This window comes from Glycomyces lechevalierae, assembly GCF_027622945.1.
Classification (GTDB): domain Bacteria; phylum Actinomycetota; class Actinomycetes; order Mycobacteriales; family Micromonosporaceae; genus Glycomyces; species Glycomyces rutgersensis.
The window spans coordinates 68,793-88,761 of sequence record NZ_JAPZVQ010000014.1 but is presented as its reverse complement, the minus strand read 5'-3'; the positions used below and the strand labels follow the sequence as shown (position 1 = coordinate 88,761).

General features: G+C 68.7%; 18 protein-coding genes. 12 read left to right on the top strand and 6 right to left on the bottom strand.

Translation table 11 applies throughout. The features are described 5' to 3' along the window. The first annotated feature begins 174 nt into the window (after positions 1-174). From mshA to O2L01_RS19630, 7 genes are all read left to right on the top strand, one after another. Positions 175-1,476, top strand: a complete 1,302-nt coding sequence (mshA, locus tag O2L01_RS19660; protein WP_270123722.1) for a D-inositol-3-phosphate glycosyltransferase — start codon at positions 175-177, stop codon at positions 1,474-1,476. Next, positions 1,476-1,949 carry a type III secretion system chaperone family protein gene (locus O2L01_RS19655; RefSeq protein WP_374727664.1) on the top strand — a complete coding sequence of 158 codons (474 nt, stop codon included), beginning with the start codon at positions 1,476-1,478 and terminating at the stop codon, positions 1,947-1,949. The genes mshA and O2L01_RS19655 overlap by 1 nt, the downstream gene beginning before the upstream one ends. Positions 1,950-2,017: 68 nt before the next feature. Next, entirely contained in the window at positions 2,018-2,770 is a 753-nt protein-coding gene (locus O2L01_RS19650) for a phosphoglyceromutase (protein WP_270123720.1), read from the top strand. Between the two features lie 89 nt (positions 2,771-2,859). Beyond that, the gene (locus O2L01_RS19645; RefSeq protein WP_270123719.1) at positions 2,860-4,107 is read left to right on the top strand and encodes a sensor histidine kinase; all 1,248 of its coding nucleotides are present in this window, start codon (positions 2,860-2,862) and stop codon (positions 4,105-4,107) included. Between the two features lie 12 nt (positions 4,108-4,119). Continuing rightward, positions 4,120-4,806, top strand: a complete 687-nt coding sequence (locus O2L01_RS19640; protein WP_208499429.1) for a response regulator transcription factor — start codon at positions 4,120-4,122, stop codon at positions 4,804-4,806. Positions 4,807-4,953: 147 nt separating this feature from the next. Continuing rightward, entirely contained in the window at positions 4,954-5,946 is a 993-nt protein-coding gene (gene mgrA / locus O2L01_RS19635) for an L-glyceraldehyde 3-phosphate reductase (RefSeq protein WP_270123718.1), read from the top strand. Positions 5,947-6,033: 87 nt separating this feature from the next. Further along, complete coding sequence (locus O2L01_RS19630) at positions 6,034-6,459, top strand: SRPBCC family protein (protein ID WP_270123717.1); 426 nt, start codon at positions 6,034-6,036, stop codon at positions 6,457-6,459. 52 nt (positions 6,460-6,511) lie between these two features. Here O2L01_RS19630 and O2L01_RS19625 read toward each other — a convergent pair whose 3' ends face one another. Continuing rightward, positions 6,512-6,931: an Hsp20/alpha crystallin family protein gene (locus O2L01_RS19625; protein WP_270123716.1), complete on the bottom strand. Its 420-nt coding sequence runs from the start codon at positions 6,929-6,931 to the stop codon at positions 6,512-6,514. 211 nt (positions 6,932-7,142) lie between these two features. Between O2L01_RS19625 and O2L01_RS19620 the strand changes: the two genes are divergently transcribed. Both O2L01_RS19620 and O2L01_RS19615 read left to right on the top strand, forming a co-directional pair. Further along, a complete protein-coding gene (locus tag O2L01_RS19620) occupies positions 7,143-7,640 on the top strand; it encodes a PH domain-containing protein (RefSeq protein ID WP_270123715.1) in 498 nt (165 codons plus the stop codon). Beyond that, positions 7,637-9,145, top strand: a complete 1,509-nt coding sequence (locus tag O2L01_RS19615) for a PH domain-containing protein (protein ID WP_270123714.1) — start codon at positions 7,637-7,639, stop codon at positions 9,143-9,145. Before O2L01_RS19620 ends, O2L01_RS19615 begins: the two co-directional genes overlap by 4 nt. Here O2L01_RS19615 and O2L01_RS19610 read toward each other — a convergent pair. Next, a complete protein-coding gene (locus O2L01_RS19610) occupies positions 9,134-10,354 on the bottom strand; it encodes an NAD(P)/FAD-dependent oxidoreductase (protein WP_270123713.1) in 1,221 nt (406 codons plus the stop codon). The two genes, O2L01_RS19615 and O2L01_RS19610, sit on opposite strands and share 12 nt — an antisense overlap. A gap of 131 nt (positions 10,355-10,485) precedes the next feature. Between O2L01_RS19610 and O2L01_RS19605 the strand changes: the two genes are divergently transcribed. Further along, positions 10,486-11,259, top strand: coding sequence for a nucleotidyltransferase domain-containing protein (locus O2L01_RS19605; RefSeq protein WP_270123712.1), 774 nt, complete (start codon positions 10,486-10,488; stop codon positions 11,257-11,259). A gap of 9 nt (positions 11,260-11,268) precedes the next feature. On the opposite strand, the gene O2L01_RS19600 is transcribed toward O2L01_RS19605, so the two are convergent. From O2L01_RS19600 to O2L01_RS19590, 3 genes are all read right to left on the bottom strand, one after another. Beyond that, complete coding sequence (locus O2L01_RS19600) at positions 11,269-11,691, bottom strand: phosphatase domain-containing protein (protein WP_270123711.1); 423 nt, start codon at positions 11,689-11,691, stop codon at positions 11,269-11,271. Positions 11,692-11,711: 20 nt separating this feature from the next. After that, a complete protein-coding gene (locus tag O2L01_RS19595) occupies positions 11,712-12,365 on the bottom strand; it encodes a hypothetical protein (protein WP_270123710.1) in 654 nt (217 codons plus the stop codon). A gap of 951 nt (positions 12,366-13,316) precedes the next feature. Further along, positions 13,317-14,483, bottom strand: a complete 1,167-nt coding sequence (locus O2L01_RS19590) for an FAD-dependent monooxygenase (protein ID WP_270123709.1) — start codon at positions 14,481-14,483, stop codon at positions 13,317-13,319. A 68-nt stretch (positions 14,484-14,551) separates the two neighbouring features. Here O2L01_RS19590 and O2L01_RS19585 point away from each other — a divergent pair, with 68 nt between their 5' ends. Continuing rightward, a complete protein-coding gene (locus O2L01_RS19585) occupies positions 14,552-15,124 on the top strand; it encodes a TetR/AcrR family transcriptional regulator (protein WP_270123708.1) in 573 nt (190 codons plus the stop codon). A 186-nt stretch (positions 15,125-15,310) separates the two neighbouring features. Next, positions 15,311-15,922 (top strand): hypothetical protein, encoded by a 612-nt coding sequence (locus O2L01_RS19580; RefSeq protein ID WP_270123707.1) that lies wholly within the window; start codon positions 15,311-15,313, stop codon positions 15,920-15,922. An 88-nt stretch (positions 15,923-16,010) separates the two neighbouring features. On the opposite strand, the gene O2L01_RS19575 is transcribed toward O2L01_RS19580, so the two are convergent. Then, positions 16,011-19,883, bottom strand: coding sequence for a leucine-rich repeat domain-containing protein (locus tag O2L01_RS19575; RefSeq protein WP_270123706.1), 3,873 nt, complete (start codon positions 19,881-19,883; stop codon positions 16,011-16,013). Positions 19,884-19,969: the final 86 nt, after the last annotated feature.

Genomic DNA, 19,969 nt, shown 5'->3' with positions numbered 1-19,969 from the left:
CATGTCGCGAAACGACTTGACGAAATGCGGAGTTCATCACTCTCACGGTTGCGGCGGTTGTGCGTGAACACCCGGACACGGAAGGATTGCGAGGGTTTTGCGCGTTGCTTCAGGGGACGAGCAGCGGCAAATCAGGGCCCACCGGTTTCGGGCCCCGCGGGAGAGGACCACCACATGCAGCAGCGGCGCACGCCGGCCTTCAGGGCACGATGCCGAAAGCAGATCGTCCGTCGCGTCGCGATGGTCTCCGTGCACACCTCGCCGCTCGCGCAGCCCGGCACGGGCGACGCCGGCGGCATGAACGTCTACGTCCTCAACACCGCCCGCGAACTCGCCCGCTCCGGCGTCGAAGTCGAGGTCTTCACCCGCGCCACCAGCTCCGAGGAGCCCCCCACCGTCGAGGCCGCCCCCGGCGTCCTCGTCCACCACCTGCCCGCCGGGCCCTTCGAGGGACTGTCCAAGAACGACCTCCCGACCCAGTTGTGCGCCTTCACCGGCGGACTGCTGCGCGCCGAGGCCCACAACCGGCCCGGCCACTACGACCTCATCCACGCCCACTACTGGCTCTCCGGCCAGGCCGCGTGGGTCGCCGCCGACCGGTGGGGCGTGCCGCTCGTGCAGACCTTCCACACCCTCGCGAAGGTGAAGAACGCCCAACTCGCCGAAGGGGACTCGCCCGAGCCGATCGGGCGCGTCGTCGGCGAGGAGCAGATCACCACCGAAGCTGACCTCCTCATCGCCAACACCGCCGCCGAAGCCGAAGAGCTGCACCGCTACTACGGCGCCGACGAACGGCGCGTCGAAGTCATCCACCCCGGCGTCGACCTCGGCGTGTTCCGCCCCGGCGACCGGTACGCCGCCCGCCAGGCGCTCGGCCTGCCGCACAACGCGCTCGTCGTCGCGTTCGTCGGCCGCATCCAGCCCGCCAAAGCGCCGGACGTCCTCCTGCGGGGCCTCGCCCGCCTGCGCGTCCACAACCCTGCACTGGCCGAGCGGATCGTCCCCGTCTTCGTCGGCGGGCCCTCCAACACCGACCTGTTCTGGCTGCCGAAACTCGCCGGCGAACTCGGCCTCGGCGACCGGGTCCAGTGGCGCACCCCGCGCTCCGGCGAGGCGCTCGCCCAGGTCTACCGGGCCGCCGACGCCGTCGCCGTCCCCTCCTACAACGAATCGTTCGGCCTGGTGGCCTTGGAAGCCCAGGCGACCGGCACGCCCGTGATCGCCGCGAAGGTGGGCGGCCTGACCACCGCCGTCAGCGACGGCCGCTCCGGGATCCTCGTCGACTCTCACACCGCCGACGACTGGGCCGCCGCGCTCGGGCGGCTCATGGGCGACGGCGCCCTGCGCGAACGCCTCGCCGCCGGCGCCCGCACCCACGCCGCCCTGTTCTCCTGGCAGGCCACCGCCGAAGGCCTCAGCGGCGCCTACCGCCGCGCCCTCCTCGCCCGCTCCCAGGCGATTACGCTGAACCGGTGATCGAACAGCTCCACGCCGCCCTCGACGCGATCGGCGCCGACTACCGCGCCGACACCCCGCGCTCGGTCGTCGTCGACCTCCCCGGGCGGCGCAAGCTCAACGTCGCGTGCGGCCTGGTCGTGGAGGACCACGCCCTCCGCGTCGAGGCGTTCGTCGCCCGACGGCCCGAGGAGAACAAGGAAGCGGTCTGGGCGGAGCTGCTGCGCCGCAACGGGAAGCTGTACGCCGTCGCGTTCGCGCTCGACGAATCGGAGGACATCCACCTCGTCGGCCGCCTCCCGTTCACCGCGGTCACCGCCGCCGAACTCGACCGCGTCCTCGGGCAGGTCCTCGAAGCCGCCGACACCAGTTTCAACGTCATCCTCGAACTCGGCTTCCGCACCTCCATAGAAGAGGAATGGCGCTGGCGCCTCGCCCGCGGCGAATCCACGAAGAACCTCGCGGCCTTCGAGCACCTGAAGCCGAAGGACTGACGCGACGCCCGCCACACCCGTGCGCTGACCGGGCGGCAGGGCGGGGCGCGGCACGGCAGTATGTGGGTATGACCGCTACTCTCGTGCTGCTTCGCCACGGCGAAAGCGAATGGAACGCCAAGAACCTGTTCACCGGCTGGGTCGACGTGAAGCTGTCGGCGTCGGGCGAGGACGAGGCCCGCCGCGGCGGCCGCCTGCTCGCCGAGGCCGACCTGCTGCCGGACGTCGTGCACACCTCCCTGCTGCGCCGCGCCATCAACACCTCCGAGCTGGCGCTCGCCGAGGCCGGCCGCTCCTGGATCCCCGCCAAGCGCTCCTGGCGCCTCAACGAGCGCCACTACGGCGCCCTGCAGGGCAAGGACAAGGCCGCGACGCTCGCCGAGTACGGCGAGGAGCAGTTCATGACCTGGCGCCGCTCGTACGACGTGCCGCCGCCCGCCATCGAGGCCGGCTCCGAGTTCGCGCAGGACGGCGACCCCCGCTACGCCGACCTCGCCCCCGAGATCCTGCCCGCCACCGAGTGCCTCAAGGACGTCCTCGAGCGGATGCTCCCCTACTGGTACGACGGCATCGTCCCCGACCTGCGGGCCGGCAAGACCGTGCTCGTCGCCGCCCACGGCAACTCGCTGCGCGCGCTCGTCAAGCACCTCGACGGCATGACCGACGAGGCCGTCGTCAAGCTCAACATCCCCACCGGCATGCCGCTGCGCTACGAGCTGGACGAGACCACGCTCAAGCCCACCGTCGCCGGCGGCGAGTACCTCGACCCCGAGGCGGCCGCCGAGGCCGCCGCGGCCGTCGCCGCCCAGGGGAAGAAATAGCCCCGAATGCGCACTCTGCGTTAACACCAGGTGACATCCGTTACGGCCCGGCGTTCGACGCCGGGCCGTTTCGCGCTTAGTCTGAAGGCGTGGCCCATAACGATTCGTCGCCGCCGCTCGCCTCCCTGCGCCGAAGCGCAGGACGCGTCCTCACCGGTCTGGCCGCGGGAGCCGCTTTCGGCGCCGCCGCCTCCGCGCTCATGCGCACCCGGCACCGCGGCAGCCCCCGCCCCGAAGTCCGCTCCGCCCCCGCCGCCGACTCCCGCCCCTGGGAGGCCGCGACCGACCTGCTGCGCACCGGCGTGTGCCTGGTCGACGACCACAACCGCGTCCTCTACACCAACCGGGCCGCCCGCGACCTGGGCCTGGTGGACGACCACGAGATCGTCTCGCTCACCTTGCGCGCACTACTCGCGCAGGCCCGCCGCTCCGGCCGCTACCGGGACGCCGAGATCGAAGTGCCCAAGCAGGTCATGGGCGAGCCGAGCGCGGTGAGCGTGCGCATCACGCCGCTGCCCGACGGCGTGTCCGTGGCCGAGTTCCAGGACATCTCCGAGCTCCACCGCGTCGAGCGCGTGCGCCGCGACTTCGTCGCCAACATCAGCCACGAGCTCAAGACGCCTGTGGGCGCCATGCAGATCCTCGCCGAGGCCCTGAAGGACGCCGCCGAGGACCCGGACGCCTCCGCCCGGTTCGCCTCGCGCATCCAGTCCGAGTCCAAGCGCATGAACCACCTGGTCACCGACCTGCTGGAGCTCTCGCGGCTGCAGGGCGCGGAGAAGCTGCCCGACCCCGAGCCCGTCGAGGTCGACCGGATCATCGCCGAGGCCTTCGACCAGACCCGCATCGCCGCCGAGGAGAAGGGCATCGAGCTCGCCTACTCGGGCGTGCGGGGCGCGGAAGTGCTCGGATCCGAGTCCCAACTCGTGACCGCCGTGAAGAACCTCGTGGGCAACGCCATCTCCTATTCACCTGAGGACACGGCCGTCGAGGTGACCACCTCGATCGCCTCCCCGACCGGGCATCTGGCGGGGGTCAAGATGGTGTGCATCGCCGTGCGCGACCAGGGGATCGGCATACCGGCGGAAGAGCTCGACCGCATCTTCGAGCGGTTCTACCGGGTGGACGCGGCGCGCTCGCGTTCGACCGGCGGCACCGGCCTCGGCCTGGCGATCGTCAAGCATGTGGCGGTCAATCACGGGGGTAGGGTCGAAGTGTCCAGTATGCCCGAAGCCGGATCAGTGTTTACCTTGATGTTGCCTGCTCGTTCCCTTCCGTCCGACGCCACGGCACCGGAATCGGATGCAATCGGAACCTCCCAGCAAGCCGGCCTGTAGAAAGGTTCACTCGTGACCCGCGTGCTCGTAGTTGAAGACGAGGAATCGTTCTCCGATGCCCTCTCCTACATGCTCCGCAAGGAGGGCTTCGAGGTGGCCGTCGCCGCCGACGGCGACGCCGCCATCAAGGAGTACGAGCGCGCCGGGGCCGACGTCGTCCTGCTGGACCTGATGCTGCCCGAGAAGTCCGGCACCGAGGTGTGCCGCGAGCTGCGGGCGCACTCGAACGTGCCGATCATCATGGTCACCGCCCGGGACTCCGAAGTGGACAAGGTGGTGGGCCTCGAGCTGGGCGCGGACGACTACATCACGAAGCCCTACTCCTCCCGCGAGCTCGTGGCCCGCATCCGCGCGGTGCTGCGCCGCTCGGCCGAGCCGGACGACCCGATCGTCACCGTGCTCGAGGCCGGGCCCGTGCGCATGGACGTCGACCGGCACACCGTCACCGTGAACAGCGCCGACGTGCAGCTGCCGCTCAAGGAGTTCGAGCTGCTGGAGATGCTGCTGCGCAACGCCGGGCGCGTGCTCACCCGCGGCCAGCTCATCGACCGCGTCTGGGGCGCGAACTACGTGGGGGACACCAAGACCCTCGACGTGCACGTCAAGCGCCTGCGCTCCAAGATCGAGCCCGAGCCGGGCAAGCCGCGCCACCTCGTGACCGTGCGCGGCCTCGGCTACAAGTTCGACCCGCACGCCTAGACACCTCGGCTTCACCTTGGGGCGCGCCACCTGGCGTTCACCTTGCGTATTTCCGGCTCGCAGGCGTCGTCGAGGCTGCTCACCCACGGCTCGCAGGCGTCGCCCAGGCAGGATGACCGCGCTTTCCAAACGGGTTAGGCTGCACTCGTGACTCACCTTGCCGCGGACGACCGCTACGAGACCATGCCCTACCGCCGCTCCGGACGCAGCGGCCTGAGACTGCCCGCCATCTCGCTCGGCCTGTGGCACAACTTCGGCCACACCCGCTCGATCGAGAGCCAGCGCGCGATCCTGCGCCGCGCCTTCGACCTCGGCGTCACCCACTTCGACCTCGCGAACAACTACGGCCCGCCGGCCGGGAGCGCCGAGGAGAACTTCGGCCGGATCTTCGCGCAGGACTTCCGGGCCTACCGGGACGAGATGGTCATCTCGTCCAAGGCCGGGTACTACATGTGGCCGGGCCCGTACGGCGAATGGGGCTCGCGCAAGAACCTGATCGCCTCGCTCGACCAGTCGCTGGGCCGGCTCGGCCTGGACTACGTGGACGTGTTCTACCACCACCGGCCGGACCCGGACACGCCGCTCGAGGAGACCATGGGCGCGCTCGACGCGATCGTGCGCTCGGGCAAGGCGCTGTACGTGGGCGTCTCGAACTACACGTCCGAGCAGGTGCGGGAGGCGGCCGCGATCCTGAAGGACCTGGGCACGCCGCTGCTGATCGACCAGCCGCGCTACTCGATGTTCGACCGCCGCATCGAGGAGGACCGTCTCCTGGACGCGCTCGAGGAGGTCGGCGCGGGCTGCATCGTGTTCAGCCCGCTCGAGCAGGGCCTGCTCACGGACCGGTACCTGAAGGGCATCCCGGAGGACTCGCGGATGGCGACGAGCCACTTCCTCAACGAGGACCGGCTCGAGGGCGACGTGCTCGACCGGGTGCGGGGGCTGAACGCGATCGCGGCCGAGCGCGGGCAGAGCCTGGCGCAGACCGCGCTGGCGTGGGCGCTGCGCGACCCGCGCATGACCAGCGTGATCATCGGCGCGAGCAGTGTGCGGCAGCTCGAGGACAACGTGGCGTCGATCGGGAACCTGGAGTTCAGCGAGGACGAGCTGGCCGCGATCGACAAGCTCTCGATCGGGTAGTGCCTCCCGGGGGCCGGTCGCAGGTTTAGCGATTCATCGACTCGTGAAATCTGAGAGGGTACCGATCCTTTCAGAGAGGGGCTCGTCATGGCTCCGCAGAGCAGCACGATCGAGATCGACCGGCCTCCCGGGGAGGTGTTCGCGGTCGCCGCGGACCCGACGCGCTTTCGCGAGTGGCAGCCGGACGTCATCCGCGTCGACATGCTCGACGCCGAGCGGTTCGCCACGGTCCGCCGTTTCGTGGGCGCCCAGCACACCACGCTCCAGCGGATCACCGCGAACGAGCCGCCGCGGTTCTTCGCCGCGGAGGGCGTGGACGGCATGATCCGTCCGCACGCCATGTTCACGATCGAACCGCTCGACGGCGGCGCGCGGTCGCGGGTGACGTTCACGCTCGACTTCGAGGGTGTCGGTGCGGGCGCGGCGATCCTGCCGCTGGTCCGCCGCACGGCCGCGAAGCGGGCGGCGGTGAGCTATCAGCACCTGAAGGCGCTCTTGGAGGGCACGGCTTGATCGCGGCGGAAGGCCCGCGGGAACCGCGGGCCTTCGCGGCCGGGTGAAGGCGCTACTTGATCTCGATCGTGCGGTGCCCCTCGGAAGCCGTCTTCGGGATCGTCAGGCACAGGACCCCGTCCTCCAGCTCTGCCGAGCACTTCGCGGCGTCGACCGCGTGCGGCAGGCGCAGCCCGAACTCGAACCGGCCCTCGCGCCGGGACGATCGGCGGCCCGTGCCGTCCCCGTGGTCCTCCCGGTGGAACTCGCCGGACACCGTGAGCTCCTGGCCCTCGATGTCGACCGTGACGTCGTCGCGGGAGACGCCCGGCAGCTCGATGTCGACGTGGTACGCGTCGGCGCTCTCGCTCATGTCCGACAGCGGCGTCCACGACCCCTCGCCGGTCGCGAGCGGCGAGAAGTACGGGCCCATCATCTGGTTCATGTAGGCGGTGAAGTCATCCATGAGGCTCAACGGGTCGACCCGTTCCATGGCGCTCCTCCGCGCGGGCAGTTGTGTCATCGCTACCACCTCTCTCAACAGACACTCGTAAACCGCGCGCACCTCGCGGGTGCCCGGTTCGGGCCCGGGCAAACGCCGCCCGCCCTCCCACCCGGCGCCGGTACCCGGGTATGACGCGGACGGCGCCCAAATCCACCCTGAGGCGGAAGTCCGGTCCGTCACGGGAAACTACGATTCGGGCATGACCTCGTCGAGGACGACCCTGCGTCCGCCCCAGCATCAGTTCGACCCTCGTGTGAAGCCCTGGTGGCGGGCCCAGCTCGCGATCGCGACCGGCGTGCTCGCCGTCCCGCTCGCGGTGCTCGGCCTGCTCATCGCCCCGGCCCGGTGGTGGCTGCTCGGCCCGGCCGTCGTGATCGCCGTGATCGGCCTGGCGTCCCTGGCGACGCTGCCGGTGTGGTGGCACCGGGTGCACCGCTGGGAGGTGACCGACGCGGCGGTGTACACGCTGACCGGGTACTTCTGGCGGACATGGCGGATCGCGCCGATGTCGCGGATCCAGACCGTCGACACGACGCAGGGGCCGCTGCAGCGCTCGTTCGGTCTGTCCACACTGGTCGTCACTACGGCGTCGTCGGCCGGGGAGATCAAACTCGAAGGGCTGGAACAGGACCAGGCCGCGGCGCTCGCCGAGCGGCTGACGCGGCTCACGGACGCGACGCCCGGGGACGCGACATGACCGACGTGTCCGAGACGGCGTGGCTGCGCCTCCACCGCGACGGCCTGAAGGTCACGGCCCTGTACATGGCCGGAGTGATGTGCGGCGCCGGGACGCCGGCCGCGATCGGGATCGCGTCGGGGACCTCGTGGCCGGTGGCGCTGGCGTGGGTCGTGCCGGGGGCCGCGCTGGTCGTCGGCGCGGTGGTCCTGCTGGAGCTCGTGCGGCTGCGCACGACCCGCTACCGGGTCACCGAGTCGCGCGTCGAGATGCACACCGGGGTGCTGTTCAAGCGGCGTCGTTCCCTTGCGCGCGAGCGCATCCGCTCGGTGGACCTTGCCGCGAACCCGCTGGAGCGGGTCTTCGGGCTCACGAAGGTCAAGGTGGGCACGGGCGAGACCGGGAGCGGTTCGGGTTCGACGACCGAGCAGACGCTCACGCTCGACTCGGTGCACCGGGCCGAGGCGGACCGGCTGCGTCTCGCGCTGCTGCGCCGCGGCGCGGCCGCCGAGACGGACACCGAAGGGCGCCTTGCGACTTGGGAGCCGGGATGGCTCAAGTACGCGCCGCTGTCGTTCCTCACGCCGATGCTCGCGGGCGTCGCGGTGGGCGCGGTCTTCCAGGTCGCCGACTGGTTCGGCAAGGGCGGCCTGCCCGTCGAGATCACCGCGGACCTGGTCAGGGAGTACGGAGCGTGGACCGTGCTCGGCCTGGGCCTCGCGGTCCTGCTCGTCGTCGGCGCGGTCGCGAGTCTCGTGCTGCAGGGCGAGGCCTGGTGGCAGCACCGACTCGACCGCGAACCCGGTGGGACGCTTCGGGTCCGGCGCGGGCTCATGGTCGCCCGCTCGCTCAGCCTCGAGGAGGAGCGCATCCGCGGCATCGAGATCGTCGAGCCGCTCGGGGTGCGCACGGCGGGCGCGGGCCGCCTCGACGTGGTCGCGATCGGCCTCAAGACCAATGAGGAGGGCAGCGACCTCAGCACCCTCGTTCCCGCTGCGCCCCTGGAGAAGACGCTCGCGGCGGCCGAAGCCGTGATCGGCCCGGTCGACGCGGAGCTGACCCCGCATCCGCGGGCCGCGCTGCACCGCCGCGTCCGCTGGGCAGTGGTGACCGTACTGCTCTGCGCGGTCCTCGCGGTCGCGGCCCACCTGCTCTGGGCGATGCCGGCGCTGCTGAGCGCGGCCGTCATCCTTGCGGCTGTGGGGATCTCGGCGTTCGCCGTGTGGACGGCCTTCGACTCGTACGCGTCCCTCGGGCACGCGACGACCGCCCGCTACCTCGTGTCGCGGCGCGGCAGCACCCGCCGCGCCACGGTGCATCTCGACCGCTCCGGCGTCATCGGCTGGCGGCTGCAGCAGTCGGTGTTCCAGCGGCGCATGGGACTCATGACCTTGGACGCGACCACGGCCGCGGGCCGGGGCCACTACGCGGTCGTCGACGCGGACGAGCACGAGATCCTGGACTTCGCCGATGCGGCCGTCCCGGATCTGCTGCGGCCCTTCCTGGTCAAGGGCTCAGCGGAATGACTGCAGGTCCTCCGGGCTCGGCGGCTCGGCGGCGCGGATGAGCGCCTCGATCTCGCCCATGCGGTCCCACGTGTTCACGGCCATGCCCGCGAGCACGCGTCCCGCCTTGGTCCAGAACGCCACGAACTCAAGGGATTCGATGCTGCCGGAGACGACGACCTCGTCGTAGGCGTCCGGGCCGGCCACGAACCCGAGGTACTCCATGCCGAGGTCGTACTGGTCGGTGTAGAAGTACGGCAGCTTGTCGTAGGGGGTCTCGTCGCCGAGCATCGCCTTCGCGGCGTGCGGCCCGGTTTCGAGCGCGGTCTGCCAGTGCTCGACCCGGACCGGCCGTCCGTAGTGGACGGAAGGGATGCTCGCGACGTCGCCGGCGGCCCACACGTCCGGGCCGCTCGTGCGCAGGGTGCCGTCGACGGCGATGCCGCCGCCGAGTTCCTTGGGACGCAGGTTGATCCCGGCCTCCACCGCGAGACCGGTGTTGGGCGTGGCGCCGACCGCGAGGAGCACCACGTCGGCGTCGACGCGCCTGCCGTCGCCGGTCTCGACTCCGACGGCCTTCCCGTGCTCGCCGATGATCTTCGCGACCTGGGTGCGGCGCAGCAGCTCCACGCCGTGGTCGGTGTGCAGGCGGCCGAACACGAGGCCCATCTCCGGGCCGAGGACCCGTTCGAGCGGCTGCGCGCCGAGCCCGAACACGGTGACCTCGCGGCCGAGCTGCCGCGCCGAAGCGGCGACCTCCATGCCGATCCAGCCGTCGCCGACGATCGCCACATGCCCGGCGTCCTTGATCGCGGCGTGCAGCAGATCGGACTGCTCGACGGTGCGCAGCAGGTGCACGCCCTGCAGGTCCGCGCCCGGGATCGGCAGCGGCCTGGGGCTCGAGCCGGTGGCGATGAGGAGCTTCTTGTAGTCGACGGCGGATCCGTCGGCCAGGGTCAGCCGCCGCGCGCCCGGGTCGAGGCCCGTCGCGGGCTCGCCGGTGCGCAGCTCCGCGTTCTGGGCGTACCAGCCCTCGTCGACGGTGAACACCGCCGAGCGATCGACCTCGCCGCGCAGGTAGTCCTTGGAGAGCGGCGGCCGCTCGTACGGCCGGTGCGCCTCCCCCGTGACGACCACCAGATCGCCCTCGAATCCCTCGGCGCGCAAGGTCTGCGCGGCCCTCGAGGCGGCCAGGCCGCCCCCGACGATGACGTACGGCGCGTTGCCCACGTTGACCTCCGGCTCGCTAGTCGCATCGGCCCCATTGTCCCGCGCACGGGCATGAACGGGCCCGTTCGGCGGATTCCCACCGGACCCGAATCTCATTCGCGTCGCGGTCCGCGGCTTGGCAGACTGGCCCGATGACCCACACCGAGCACGGCGACGCGGCAACCGCCCGCGCCGGCGAGATCCTGCGCACCGAGGTCGGCTCGGGCCTGCACGGCATCGCGATCGCGGGCACCGACGACCACGACGAGATGGGCGTCTTCGTCGAACCGCCCGAATGCGCCATCGGCCTGCGCGCACCCATGGACCACTACGTGTGGCGGACCCAGCCCGAAGGCCACCACTCCGGGCACGGCGACACCGACCTCGTCATGTACTCCCTGCGGAAGTTCCTGAAGCTCGCCGTCGCCGGGAACCCCACGATCCTGCTGCCGCTCTTCGCCCCCGAGGACTCGGTCTACGCGGTCACCGACCTCGGCGCGGAGCTGCGCGCCCTCGCGCCCGCGTTCCTCTCCCGCCGCACCGTCGAACGCTTCGTCGGGTACCTCGACGGCCAGACCGACCGCCTCCTCGGCCTCGGCCGCCAAGGCGGCCTGCCCAACCGGCCCGAGCTGGTCGAACGCTACGGGTACGACGTCAAGTACGCGTCCCACGCCCTCCGCCTCGGCCTCCAGGGCCTCGAGATCGCCGAACACGGCCGCCTCACGCTGCCCATGCCCGACGCCGACCGCGAACGCGTCCTCAACGTCAAATCCGGCGGCGTCGCTGAACTCGACGACGTCCTCGCCGACGTCAAGGCCCGGATCCTCGCCCGCCTCGAATCAGGCATGCCGCTGCCCGACGAAGCCGACACCGACCGCATCTCGGCGTGGTCGGTCGACGCCCACCGCCGCCACTGGAAGTTCTAGAAGGCGCAGCTAGAAGTCGCCGTACGCGACCTGCAGGCACGTCAGGCCCAGCTCCTCGCGCCACATCCGCACGACCTGGTCCCGGTCGTCGAGCACGCACAGCACCTCGCGGTGCGCCAGGTGCGCGTCGAACAGCTCGCGCTTCACGGTCGCGTCGCGGCGCTGGTCGCCGGCCTTGCGCATGTACAACTCGAAGTCCGCGAGGCCGACGTGCCGCTTCAACCAGGTCAACGTGTCGGTCCGGCACACCTCGTCCCGGCCCGACAGGAACACGACCTTGTGCCCGGCCTGTGCCAGCGCCCGCACGACAGCGATGACGGCCGGGTTCGGCGCGTCCTCCCCCACCCGGTGAAAATGGTAGGGCGACCGCGCGTTCTCACCGAGCCGAAGCGCAACGGTCCCGTCGATGTCGACGATCACGACCTGAGGCATGGGGGGTTCCTTTCAAGGGGTCATGCGAGCCCGAAGAGCGCGGCCACGCGGCGGACCGACTCGCTCTCGGGCACAGCCGCATCGACTGTAATCGCCTGCAGCCCGAGTTCGCGAGTCTCCTCCCGCAGCCGCTCGGCGAACATCCGCTCCCGCTCGGCGAGATTCCTTCCCGCACGCTCGGGATCGCTGGTCTGGTGGATGAATCCCGGCCGCCCGGTCGCCTTGGCCCGCTTGTCGACTGCGAAGGCCCGGAAGTCGGCGGTCGGCAGCATCCACACGGCCTGGCGCCGGTCGGCCAGCAGCGGCGCGACCAGTCCTGGAAGGAGACGGAACCCTTCGACGACGATGCCTTGATCCGGCGGCATCGCGAGCAGATCTTCGACGATCAAGTCGAATCCCTCGCCCCGGAACCAGTGGAACGTCTCGAGCATGACCTCGGGCGAGCGGTCGAGCCACCGCTCGTCCATGCTCATTCCTTTGAACTCGTGGAGGTACGGCGCCTCGGCGGCGGTGGTCCGGCGAGCGTGATCCGGCATCGACTCGTCGGTGCCGTAGCGCTGGAGTCCATACCGATCCGCAAGCGCCGCAGCGACTGTCGATTTCCCTGCGCCGCTGCCGCCTCCGATCCAGTACACATGCCGCAGCCGCTCACGGATCGCTTCGTCGCCTTTCATGCCGACCCCTCCCGAATCGATGCCCTGTGCATGATCCCCGCCTTGATTCGATCGACATCGGCCGCCCCCATTGTTGAAAAGCGCCGCCTCGGGAACGTTTCGACTCCTTGTGCACGGCCGGCGCACCGCGCAGCCGAGCGGAGAGGGTCGAGCGAAGAGATCTCGCCGATCGGGTTCGGTTCCTCGCGGAGCACTTTGGGCTGCCGCGAGGAGGCGGGCGTTGGGCGGCCGCCGTTGGCGGGTAAGGGTTCGATCTGGTTTCGGTTCGGGCGGGCGGCGATGGTGGGGTGTGGTCGAGGTGGGTTGTTTCCTTGGGGCGCAGTGGGGTTGGGGCGAATGTGAGGGTCTTGTACCCCTGTGGGTGATGACGGTGTGGGGTGGTGCGAGGGATGATTGATGTACGCACAGGGATGCGGAAAACGTACAGGTGGCGAGTAGGTGCAAGCAGACTACGCCAAGCCTCTGGCCGAAACCCAAACCGGATGATTTTCCCGAGCCTCGTCAGCTCAGTCTCTTCGTGCTATCGGGTTCCACAGCGGACCACGGCCCCTAGCGGGGGCGTGCTGGGTGGGAGATCGTTGGTCGGGATCACCTCGGCCGCGGCAGTGCTCTGAACGAGGCACATGAGCTAGACCCGCTGTTGTGAATGGCAATGCCAGATCGGTCATTAGAGGACCCGACTCGGCAACGCCACGCGCACGGCGAAAACAATCCCTTCCGCACCCGCGTCTTTGTGGTGTGCAAGGAAGGCCCATCCCGGCCGGTACGCCACGGTGTCCCCGGGAGAACACGACCCGCACCTGTTCATGGGGCGCGGGCATCACGACCGCCACACTCTGGCGCTGCGGTGATCTCCGGAGGGGATGCCTTCCGAGGGAGGGCGCACGCAGGGGCAGTGGCCAAGGAGGAGAGGAGGAAGACTTCCCAATCGCTTCGCCGAGGCGTCCTGAGTCAGGCGGCTCGGGTGTATTCGGGGAGAGGGCGGGTTCGCGTTTGGGCCAGGCGTTCCAGTGCTCCCAGTGGGCCGAGGATCGGGAGTCGGGCGAGGGTGTTTCTGACTCGGCGGCCGATGTCGGTCTTGGGGACCATGAGTCGCACATTCGGGGCGATCTGCTGCTTCTGGCGGACGAGTCCGCGGTGGGCGGTTTCGAAGCGCGCGAAGGCGGTTCGGTGCTCGCCGTGTGATGAGGCGAGTTCGCCGGCGAGGCGGTAGGCGCCGACCAGGGCGAGTTCGGCTCCGGCTCCGGAGGCCGGGGAGGCGCACCAGGCCGCGTCTCCGATCAGGGCGATGCGTCCGTTGGACCAGGAGTCCATCTGAACTTGGGCGAGGGCGTCGAAGTAGAGGTCCGGGTCGGCCAGTGCGGTGTCGAGCAGTTCGGGTACGCGCCAGCCGGTTTCGTTCTGGAAGGCGTCGCGGATCAGGCGGCGTTGCCGGTCGGTGTCGCGGTGGTCGTGGTCGAGGTCGGGCGATCGGAAGATGAAGTAGGCCTTGGCTTGTGCGTGGTTGCCGGACCGGTAGAGGCCGGCCATCTTTCCGGGGGTGTTGAACATGGTGACCGCGGCGTCCTCACCGAGTTGGGCGTCGGCGTTGGCGAAGGCGAAGTAGTGGCCCTGGTGGCGCACGAAGCGCGATGCGGGTCCGAAGGCGAGGCGTCGGACGGTGGAGTGCATCCCGTCGGCGCCGATGACCAGGTCGAAGCGTTCGCTCGGCCCGTGCTCGAAGTCGACGGTGACGCCGTCGGCGTCTTGGCGCAGGCCGCGGATGCCGTCGCCGAAGCGGTGGTCGGCGCGGCTCTGCCTGTGCAGCAAGGACACCAGGTCGCCTCGCATGATCTCGACGGCGCCGGGCTCGTCGATGGGGATGCTCGCGGTAGTGCGTCCGGCGGCGTCGACGAATCGCATGGCGCGGACGTCTGCGGCGGCCGCCCGTACGGATTCGGTCAGGTCCATCCGCTCGACCACTGCGATGGCGTGTCCGCGGACGTCGACGCCGTTCCCGCCGGCGCGGGGGCTCGGGGCCCGTTCGGCGACGGTGACGTCGAAGCCGTATTCGGTCAGCCAGTAGGCGGTGGCGAGTCCGGCGATGCTGGCTCCGGCGATGAGGATGCGCTGGTTCACGGGGGTGCTCCCTTGCGATAATATCTGGAATCAAGGTTCCAGATAAATATATGGAATGAGGATTCCAGTTGTCAACCCCGAACGAACGCCCCCTGCGCGCCGACGCTGTCCGCAACCGCCGCCGCGCCCTCGACGCCGCGACCACCCTTCTCGCCGAGGCAGGCACGACCCTCAGCGTCGACGCCATCGCCAAGCGGGCGGGCATGGGCACTGGCACCGTCGTGCGCGCCTTCGGCGGCAAGGACGCCCTCATCGACGCGGCAGTCGCCGAGCTATTGGAGCCGATCGTCAAGCGAGGCAGGGAACTCCGGAACGGGGACGAGGGTCTGGAGTCGCTGCGAGCCTTCATGCGCGAACTCATGGCGTTCCAGGCCGCGCACTACGCCGTCAGCGACCAGCTCGGCGGACTGGATCTCCCCGCCACCGGCAAGCTGCGCGCTGAACTCGTCGAGATCGTGGCCGGGATGGTGAAGCGGGCGAGGGAGCGAGGCGAAATCCGCGACGACATCGCCCCTGCCGCGATCACGGCCCTCCTCGGCGAAACGGCCTTCGCGATCGCCAAGGCCAGCAACGACACCCCGGCGCTGGCCGACGCCTTCATCACGGTGCTGTTCGACGGACTCCGACCGGCCTCGGGCTGAACCTGTTTCAGGTTGATCGGTGCCCCTAGGTCTCCTGGAAATTGGGCGAACCAGACCGGAGACAGTGGCCCTATCCCGATACGATCGGGATCGAACGCCCTGACCCGGAGGCGTTCTCAGCTCAACTCGGCCGATCGTGCCCGCTCGCCCGGCTGCGCTCGCTCAACGATGGAGGTTCGGCGACAGGTGAGAACATTCGCGATGGGATTCGCCTGGTTCATCGGAGTGCTCTCGGGGATCGCGACCATCTTCGCGCTGTTCGGCGGGCAGCAATGGCTGGACGAGAAGGGCTGGACACTCAGCCCGAGCACCGCCACCGAATCCGTCGCCGCCGACGCTGACGACTCCGGCGACCCTGGTGTGGACGACGACCAGTCGGCCGGCTCTGAAACCGAAGGCGCCGAAACCGCATCCCCGTCAGGTGAGGGCGCTACCGCTGATGTCGCCGATGACGGCGCGGACCAGGCCGACTCGGCCTCCGGCCTCGACAGCGCGTGGGTGGCGACGACCTCCTGGTCTGCTTCGACCTTCGACAACCTCTTCTGGGGCATCGTCGCCATCGGGATCTCGATGCTCATCAGCGGCGTGGTGGGAGTCGTCCTCTGGGCCGTGGTCGACGGGATCGACTTCTCGGAGCGGTTCTTCCCGACCCTGCTCGCGTTGGTGAGCACGGCGGTCGTCGTCCTCGCGGGCATCCTGCTCCACACCGCCGACGCCGGCTACATGCTCTGGTTCATCATCCTGACCAGCGTCTGCGCAGTGGGGGGATTCATGACCGCACTCCTCTCCGAAATCTGAGTCCAGAGGCCGTCCGCGCCGTCGAGAGGGCGGATCAGTCAGCAATTTCTCGAGTTTCATTGCTACGCACCGGTGATCCAGATCAGCGCTACACGTCGCTGGTCGACCCGCTGCCCATTTCGGGGAGGCCTGGATTGAGTTCGGCTTCAAAGCGTGGATGCACCCAGAGGTACCGACCCCTGTTCCGCACGCGCACAAGGCCACCGAAGTTCAAGCCCTGATCGCCGCTGTCGCGGATACTCGCGTGGAGCTGTCGGAGCAACATGTCCGGGCGCACGTCTCCGATTGAAGTGAGGTCTTCGCGTCCGATCTGGCGGGCATCGATGAACGCGTGCCTCGTATAGAGAACCTGCTCTTCGATTGCACGCCATGGAGTCTGGGACACGTACGGCGACATGCCCTCAGTACGGTCCGGGAGCGCGACGTTGAGCAGCACCGACATTGCGTTGATCCAGGAGGCGGCCGTGAACAGCCACTCCGTCGGCATCTGCAGCGCGTAGATCCCTTCAAGGGGATCGGGGCCAAAGGTCCAGACCGGCTTGCGCGAGTACTCACACCACAAGGTCACCTTGCAGGTAGCGGCGGCCGAGGAAGGCCGGTCCGCCTCGTTCCTGCCCATGAGATCGAGCGTGAACAGGCGAGGGCCGTGCACTGCCTCGCCTTCCAGACCCTTCAGCATGTCTTGAAGGTAGGACTCAGCGCGGGTGATCAGGCTCGTCATCTCATTTCCCATCTCACCGCCCGACTGGAAGCCTCCTTGGCGTATGCGTTCGGCTTGCAGGTCGAATCTCTCGTCAAGTGCCCCGGTGACCGCGCTCGCGAAACGCTCTTCGGAAGTCGACGGCACAGCGACACCGCTGAGAAGCTCTTGGATTGACACGTCTTCATCGCAAGAACCGCAGCTGATCTCGTGCTTGCCCTTCAGCCTCCTGTTGAACAGGCGCTCTAGGTCCCACTGGCCCTCGCGGGAACCGGCGGGGTCGTTGCAATGGCCACCGCATGAAACCAGGGTGTGGATCTTGACCCCCTGCCAGAACTCGCCAACGTGGGCGCGAATCTCCTCCACGATCATGGTGAGCAGATACTCGGGGGCGACGGCTTTGACGGCGACCATCAGCTGGTTCCGTTGGAGTTTGATCAGGGCACGACCGTGCATGCCGTGATCGATGACCAGTCCCCCGGTCCAGTGGAGGCTCTGCTCGTACCGCTCACGACCCAGCGAGAACTGGTGGAGTCGCACGATCAAGCGGTAGATGAGCCCCTCGGGGAGGTGAAAGTTCCCAGAGGCGTCGCTGAACTTCAGGATTCGCGACTGGACCGGCAGGCCGCGGCCGTAGTGCTCCCACCTATCAAGAGGCGGCGTGCTCGGGTCCACCAGTTGCGCGATGAGGCTGGTCGGCGGGCGGCCGCCGTGGCCGCCGCTCACCCGGTACGAGATCTCGTACTTCTCCATGAGCCGCAACAAGACCCGGTGGACCTTCTCGGGATCCCGCAGGTGAGACGGATTGCTCGGGTCGTCCCAGATCTCTTTGAGGCTCGAGTGCTCGATGAGGCCGTGATCGCGGACGGTCTGCGCGTCGTCGATGACGAGACTGACTGCGGCACTGAGCCAGTCCCCCTTGAGGACGACGAGCTGATTGAGGCCGGGGATGTTCGGGTAGTGGCACCAGTGGCCGAGGTCGGTGGCAACGGTCGCGAGCGTTCGCGCCGACGTCTCCGTCAGGCCGTGTTCGGCGGCTCGGGCGAGGTAGTCCCCGTACTCGAGATAGGGCTCAGGCGATCGGCGCTGGCTGTCCTGGAAACGGCGCCAGCTCCCGGGCAGTTTCCGCTCGAAATGCGGAAGTCTGGAGGCCGTACCTCGCACGGCGGCCTTCAGCGCCTCGATCCCTTCGCCGGTGCGGCTGTCGATTTGGTGGAATCCCGCGATCACCTGGCCGTGGGCCTGGCGGAGGGAAGCTTCATCGATGTGCGCGAAGCGGTCTTTCGGACCTCCATGCGTCGCGACGACATGGACTCGCACCTCATCGCCAGCGCGACGGCGGATCAGCTCGATCCATTCCTCGACGTTGTCCCGGCGCGGGCCGTGGCGAGGTTTCCAGACGACGAGGTACACCGCGGGAGCGGTGAAGAACAACTGGTGAGTCGGCCGATAGGTGGGTTGCCCGCCGAAGTCCCAGGCGTTGAGGACGCATTCCTCGCTGTTGCCTTCGGCGAGCACCAGCGGCTTGACTTCAATGCCGTGAGTCGAATCGCGGTCCTCCTCGAACGGCTCCCCCATCATGGCGGCCAAGAGGGTGCTCTTCCCGACTGCGCCTTCGCCGACCACCACGAGTTTCGCCTCGCGGACATCGACCCCGTCGGTGGCGATCTCCTTGAGGAACGTCATCAAGCCCTCATGCCCGCTGTCGCTCACGGCCGCCACCTCGGGAGAGAACGGGTTACCCCCGACCGGGAGTTCGGTCAACCCAGGAAGGCGGGCGAGCGTGGAAGGAAGCGCACTCAGGTGGTTCCTCTCCAGGTTGAGCTTGCGGAGCGAGTCGAGGTTTCCGATCGACTCGGGCAGTGCCGAAAGCGCATTCTCGTTGGCGTCCAGGGTCCTGAGCTCGACGAGGTTCCCGATGGACTCCGGCAGCGAGGACAGCTCGTTGGAGCGGAGGTCGAGCACGGTCAACGCGGTCAACCCGCCGATCGAATCGGGAAGCAAGGCCACCTGATTGAAGCTGAGGTCGAGTTTGGTGAGTGCGGTGAGGTTCCCGATGGACTCCGGCACTTCACTGATCCGGTTGAAAGCAACGTTGAGTTGTACAAGGGAGCTGAGGCTTCCGATCGACTCCGGCAGCGCATCGAGGGTGCAGCCCCAGGCGTCGAGGTCTTCGAGTGCCGTGAGGTTCCCGATGGACTCCGGCAGGCACTGGAGGTCGTTGTCGCGGAGACTCAAGACCCTGACCGCAGTGAGATCGCCGATGGACTCCGGCAATCGCTCCAGCCGGTTCCCGAGGAGATGGATCTCCTCCACGGCAGTGCATCTCGTGATCGAGTCCGGCAGGGACGTGATCCGATTGCCGATGAGACCGATCTCAGTGAGCGCGGTGAGGTCGCCGAAGGAGGACGGCAGCGCCGTCAGGCGATTGTTGTGCAGGCCCAGACCAGTGAGGCGGCCGAGGTCGCCGATCCGTTCGGGCAGCGCACTCAGATCGTTCGCGTCCAGATCGAGTTCGATGAGGTGGGCCAGGCCGCATATGGAATCGGGCAGGTATCCCAGGTTGTTCGACGAGCAATTGAGCTCCGTCAGCTTTCGGAGCTCGCCGATCGATTCCGGCAGTTCGGTGAGCCGATTGCCGTTGAAGTCGAGTCTCCAGAGCGAAGCGAGTCCGCCGACGGATTCCGGGAGCGCCGTCAACCGGTTCGCGCTCAGGTCCAGTTCGAGCAGCAGCGTCAGGCTCCCGACCGACTCGGGCAGCTCCCTGAGATCGTTGCCTTCCAGGTCGAGGAGAGCCAACTCGGTGAGGTTTCCGATTGCCTCGGGCAGCGCTTCGAGGTCGTTCTGGCCTAGGTCGAGCACGGTGAGGGCGCGGAGGTCGACGAGCGTATCGGGCAGCCGGACCAGGTTGTTGTGGGTGAGGTTCAGGTCCTCCAGTGCGGTGAGATCGCCGATGGATTCGGGCAGTGCCGTGAGGCGGTTGTACCCGAGGTCCAAGATCGTCAACGCGCGCAGTCGCCCAATCGATTCGGGTAGGGCCGTGAGCCTATTGCCGAACAACCTGAGCTCGATCAATCTCGTGAGGTTCCCGATCGACTCGGGGAGCGAGGAGAGCTGATTGCTCACCAGGATGAGGCCGGTGAGCCATGTCATCTCGCAGACTTCCTCGGGCAGCTCGGTGAGATCCATAGCGGAGAGGTCGAGCACAGTCTGCCTGGTGCGCTTGGCTTCTTGGATGCGCTGCATGGCCTCGTCGAGCATCGAGGGGCATCTTCCTGCTGGGAGACAAGGAGTCCCCCAGTGTAATGCGACTGCTCGGCGCGGGAATCCCCCCGAAATGCGGCCTT

What these genes read in the sequence shown, in the direction of transcription:
- O2L01_RS19615 (WP_270123714.1), top strand. Translation starts at nt 7,637, where the DNA reads ATGACCGACGTGTCCGAGACGGCGTGGCTGCGCCTCCACCGCGACGGC.
- O2L01_RS19630 (WP_270123717.1), top strand. Translation starts at nt 6,034, where the DNA reads ATGGCTCCGCAGAGCAGCACGATCGAGATCGACCGGCCTCCCGGGGAG.
- O2L01_RS19575 (WP_270123706.1), bottom strand. Translation starts at nt 19,883, where the DNA reads ATGCTCGACGAGGCCATGCAGCGCATCCAAGAAGCCAAGCGCACCAGG.
- O2L01_RS19620 (WP_270123715.1), top strand. Translation starts at nt 7,143, where the DNA reads ATGACCTCGTCGAGGACGACCCTGCGTCCGCCCCAGCATCAGTTCGAC.
- O2L01_RS19625 (WP_270123716.1), bottom strand. Translation starts at nt 6,931, where the DNA reads ATGGAACGGGTCGACCCGTTGAGCCTCATGGATGACTTCACCGCCTAC.
- O2L01_RS19605 (WP_270123712.1), top strand. Translation starts at nt 10,486, where the DNA reads ATGACCCACACCGAGCACGGCGACGCGGCAACCGCCCGCGCCGGCGAG.
- O2L01_RS19650 (WP_270123720.1), top strand. Translation starts at nt 2,018, where the DNA reads ATGACCGCTACTCTCGTGCTGCTTCGCCACGGCGAAAGCGAATGGAAC.
- O2L01_RS19600 (WP_270123711.1), bottom strand. Translation starts at nt 11,691, where the DNA reads ATGCCTCAGGTCGTGATCGTCGACATCGACGGGACCGTTGCGCTTCGG.
- mshA (WP_270123722.1), top strand. Translation starts at nt 175, where the DNA reads ATGCAGCAGCGGCGCACGCCGGCCTTCAGGGCACGATGCCGAAAGCAG.
- O2L01_RS19595 (WP_270123710.1), bottom strand. Translation starts at nt 12,365, where the DNA reads ATGAAAGGCGACGAAGCGATCCGTGAGCGGCTGCGGCATGTGTACTGG.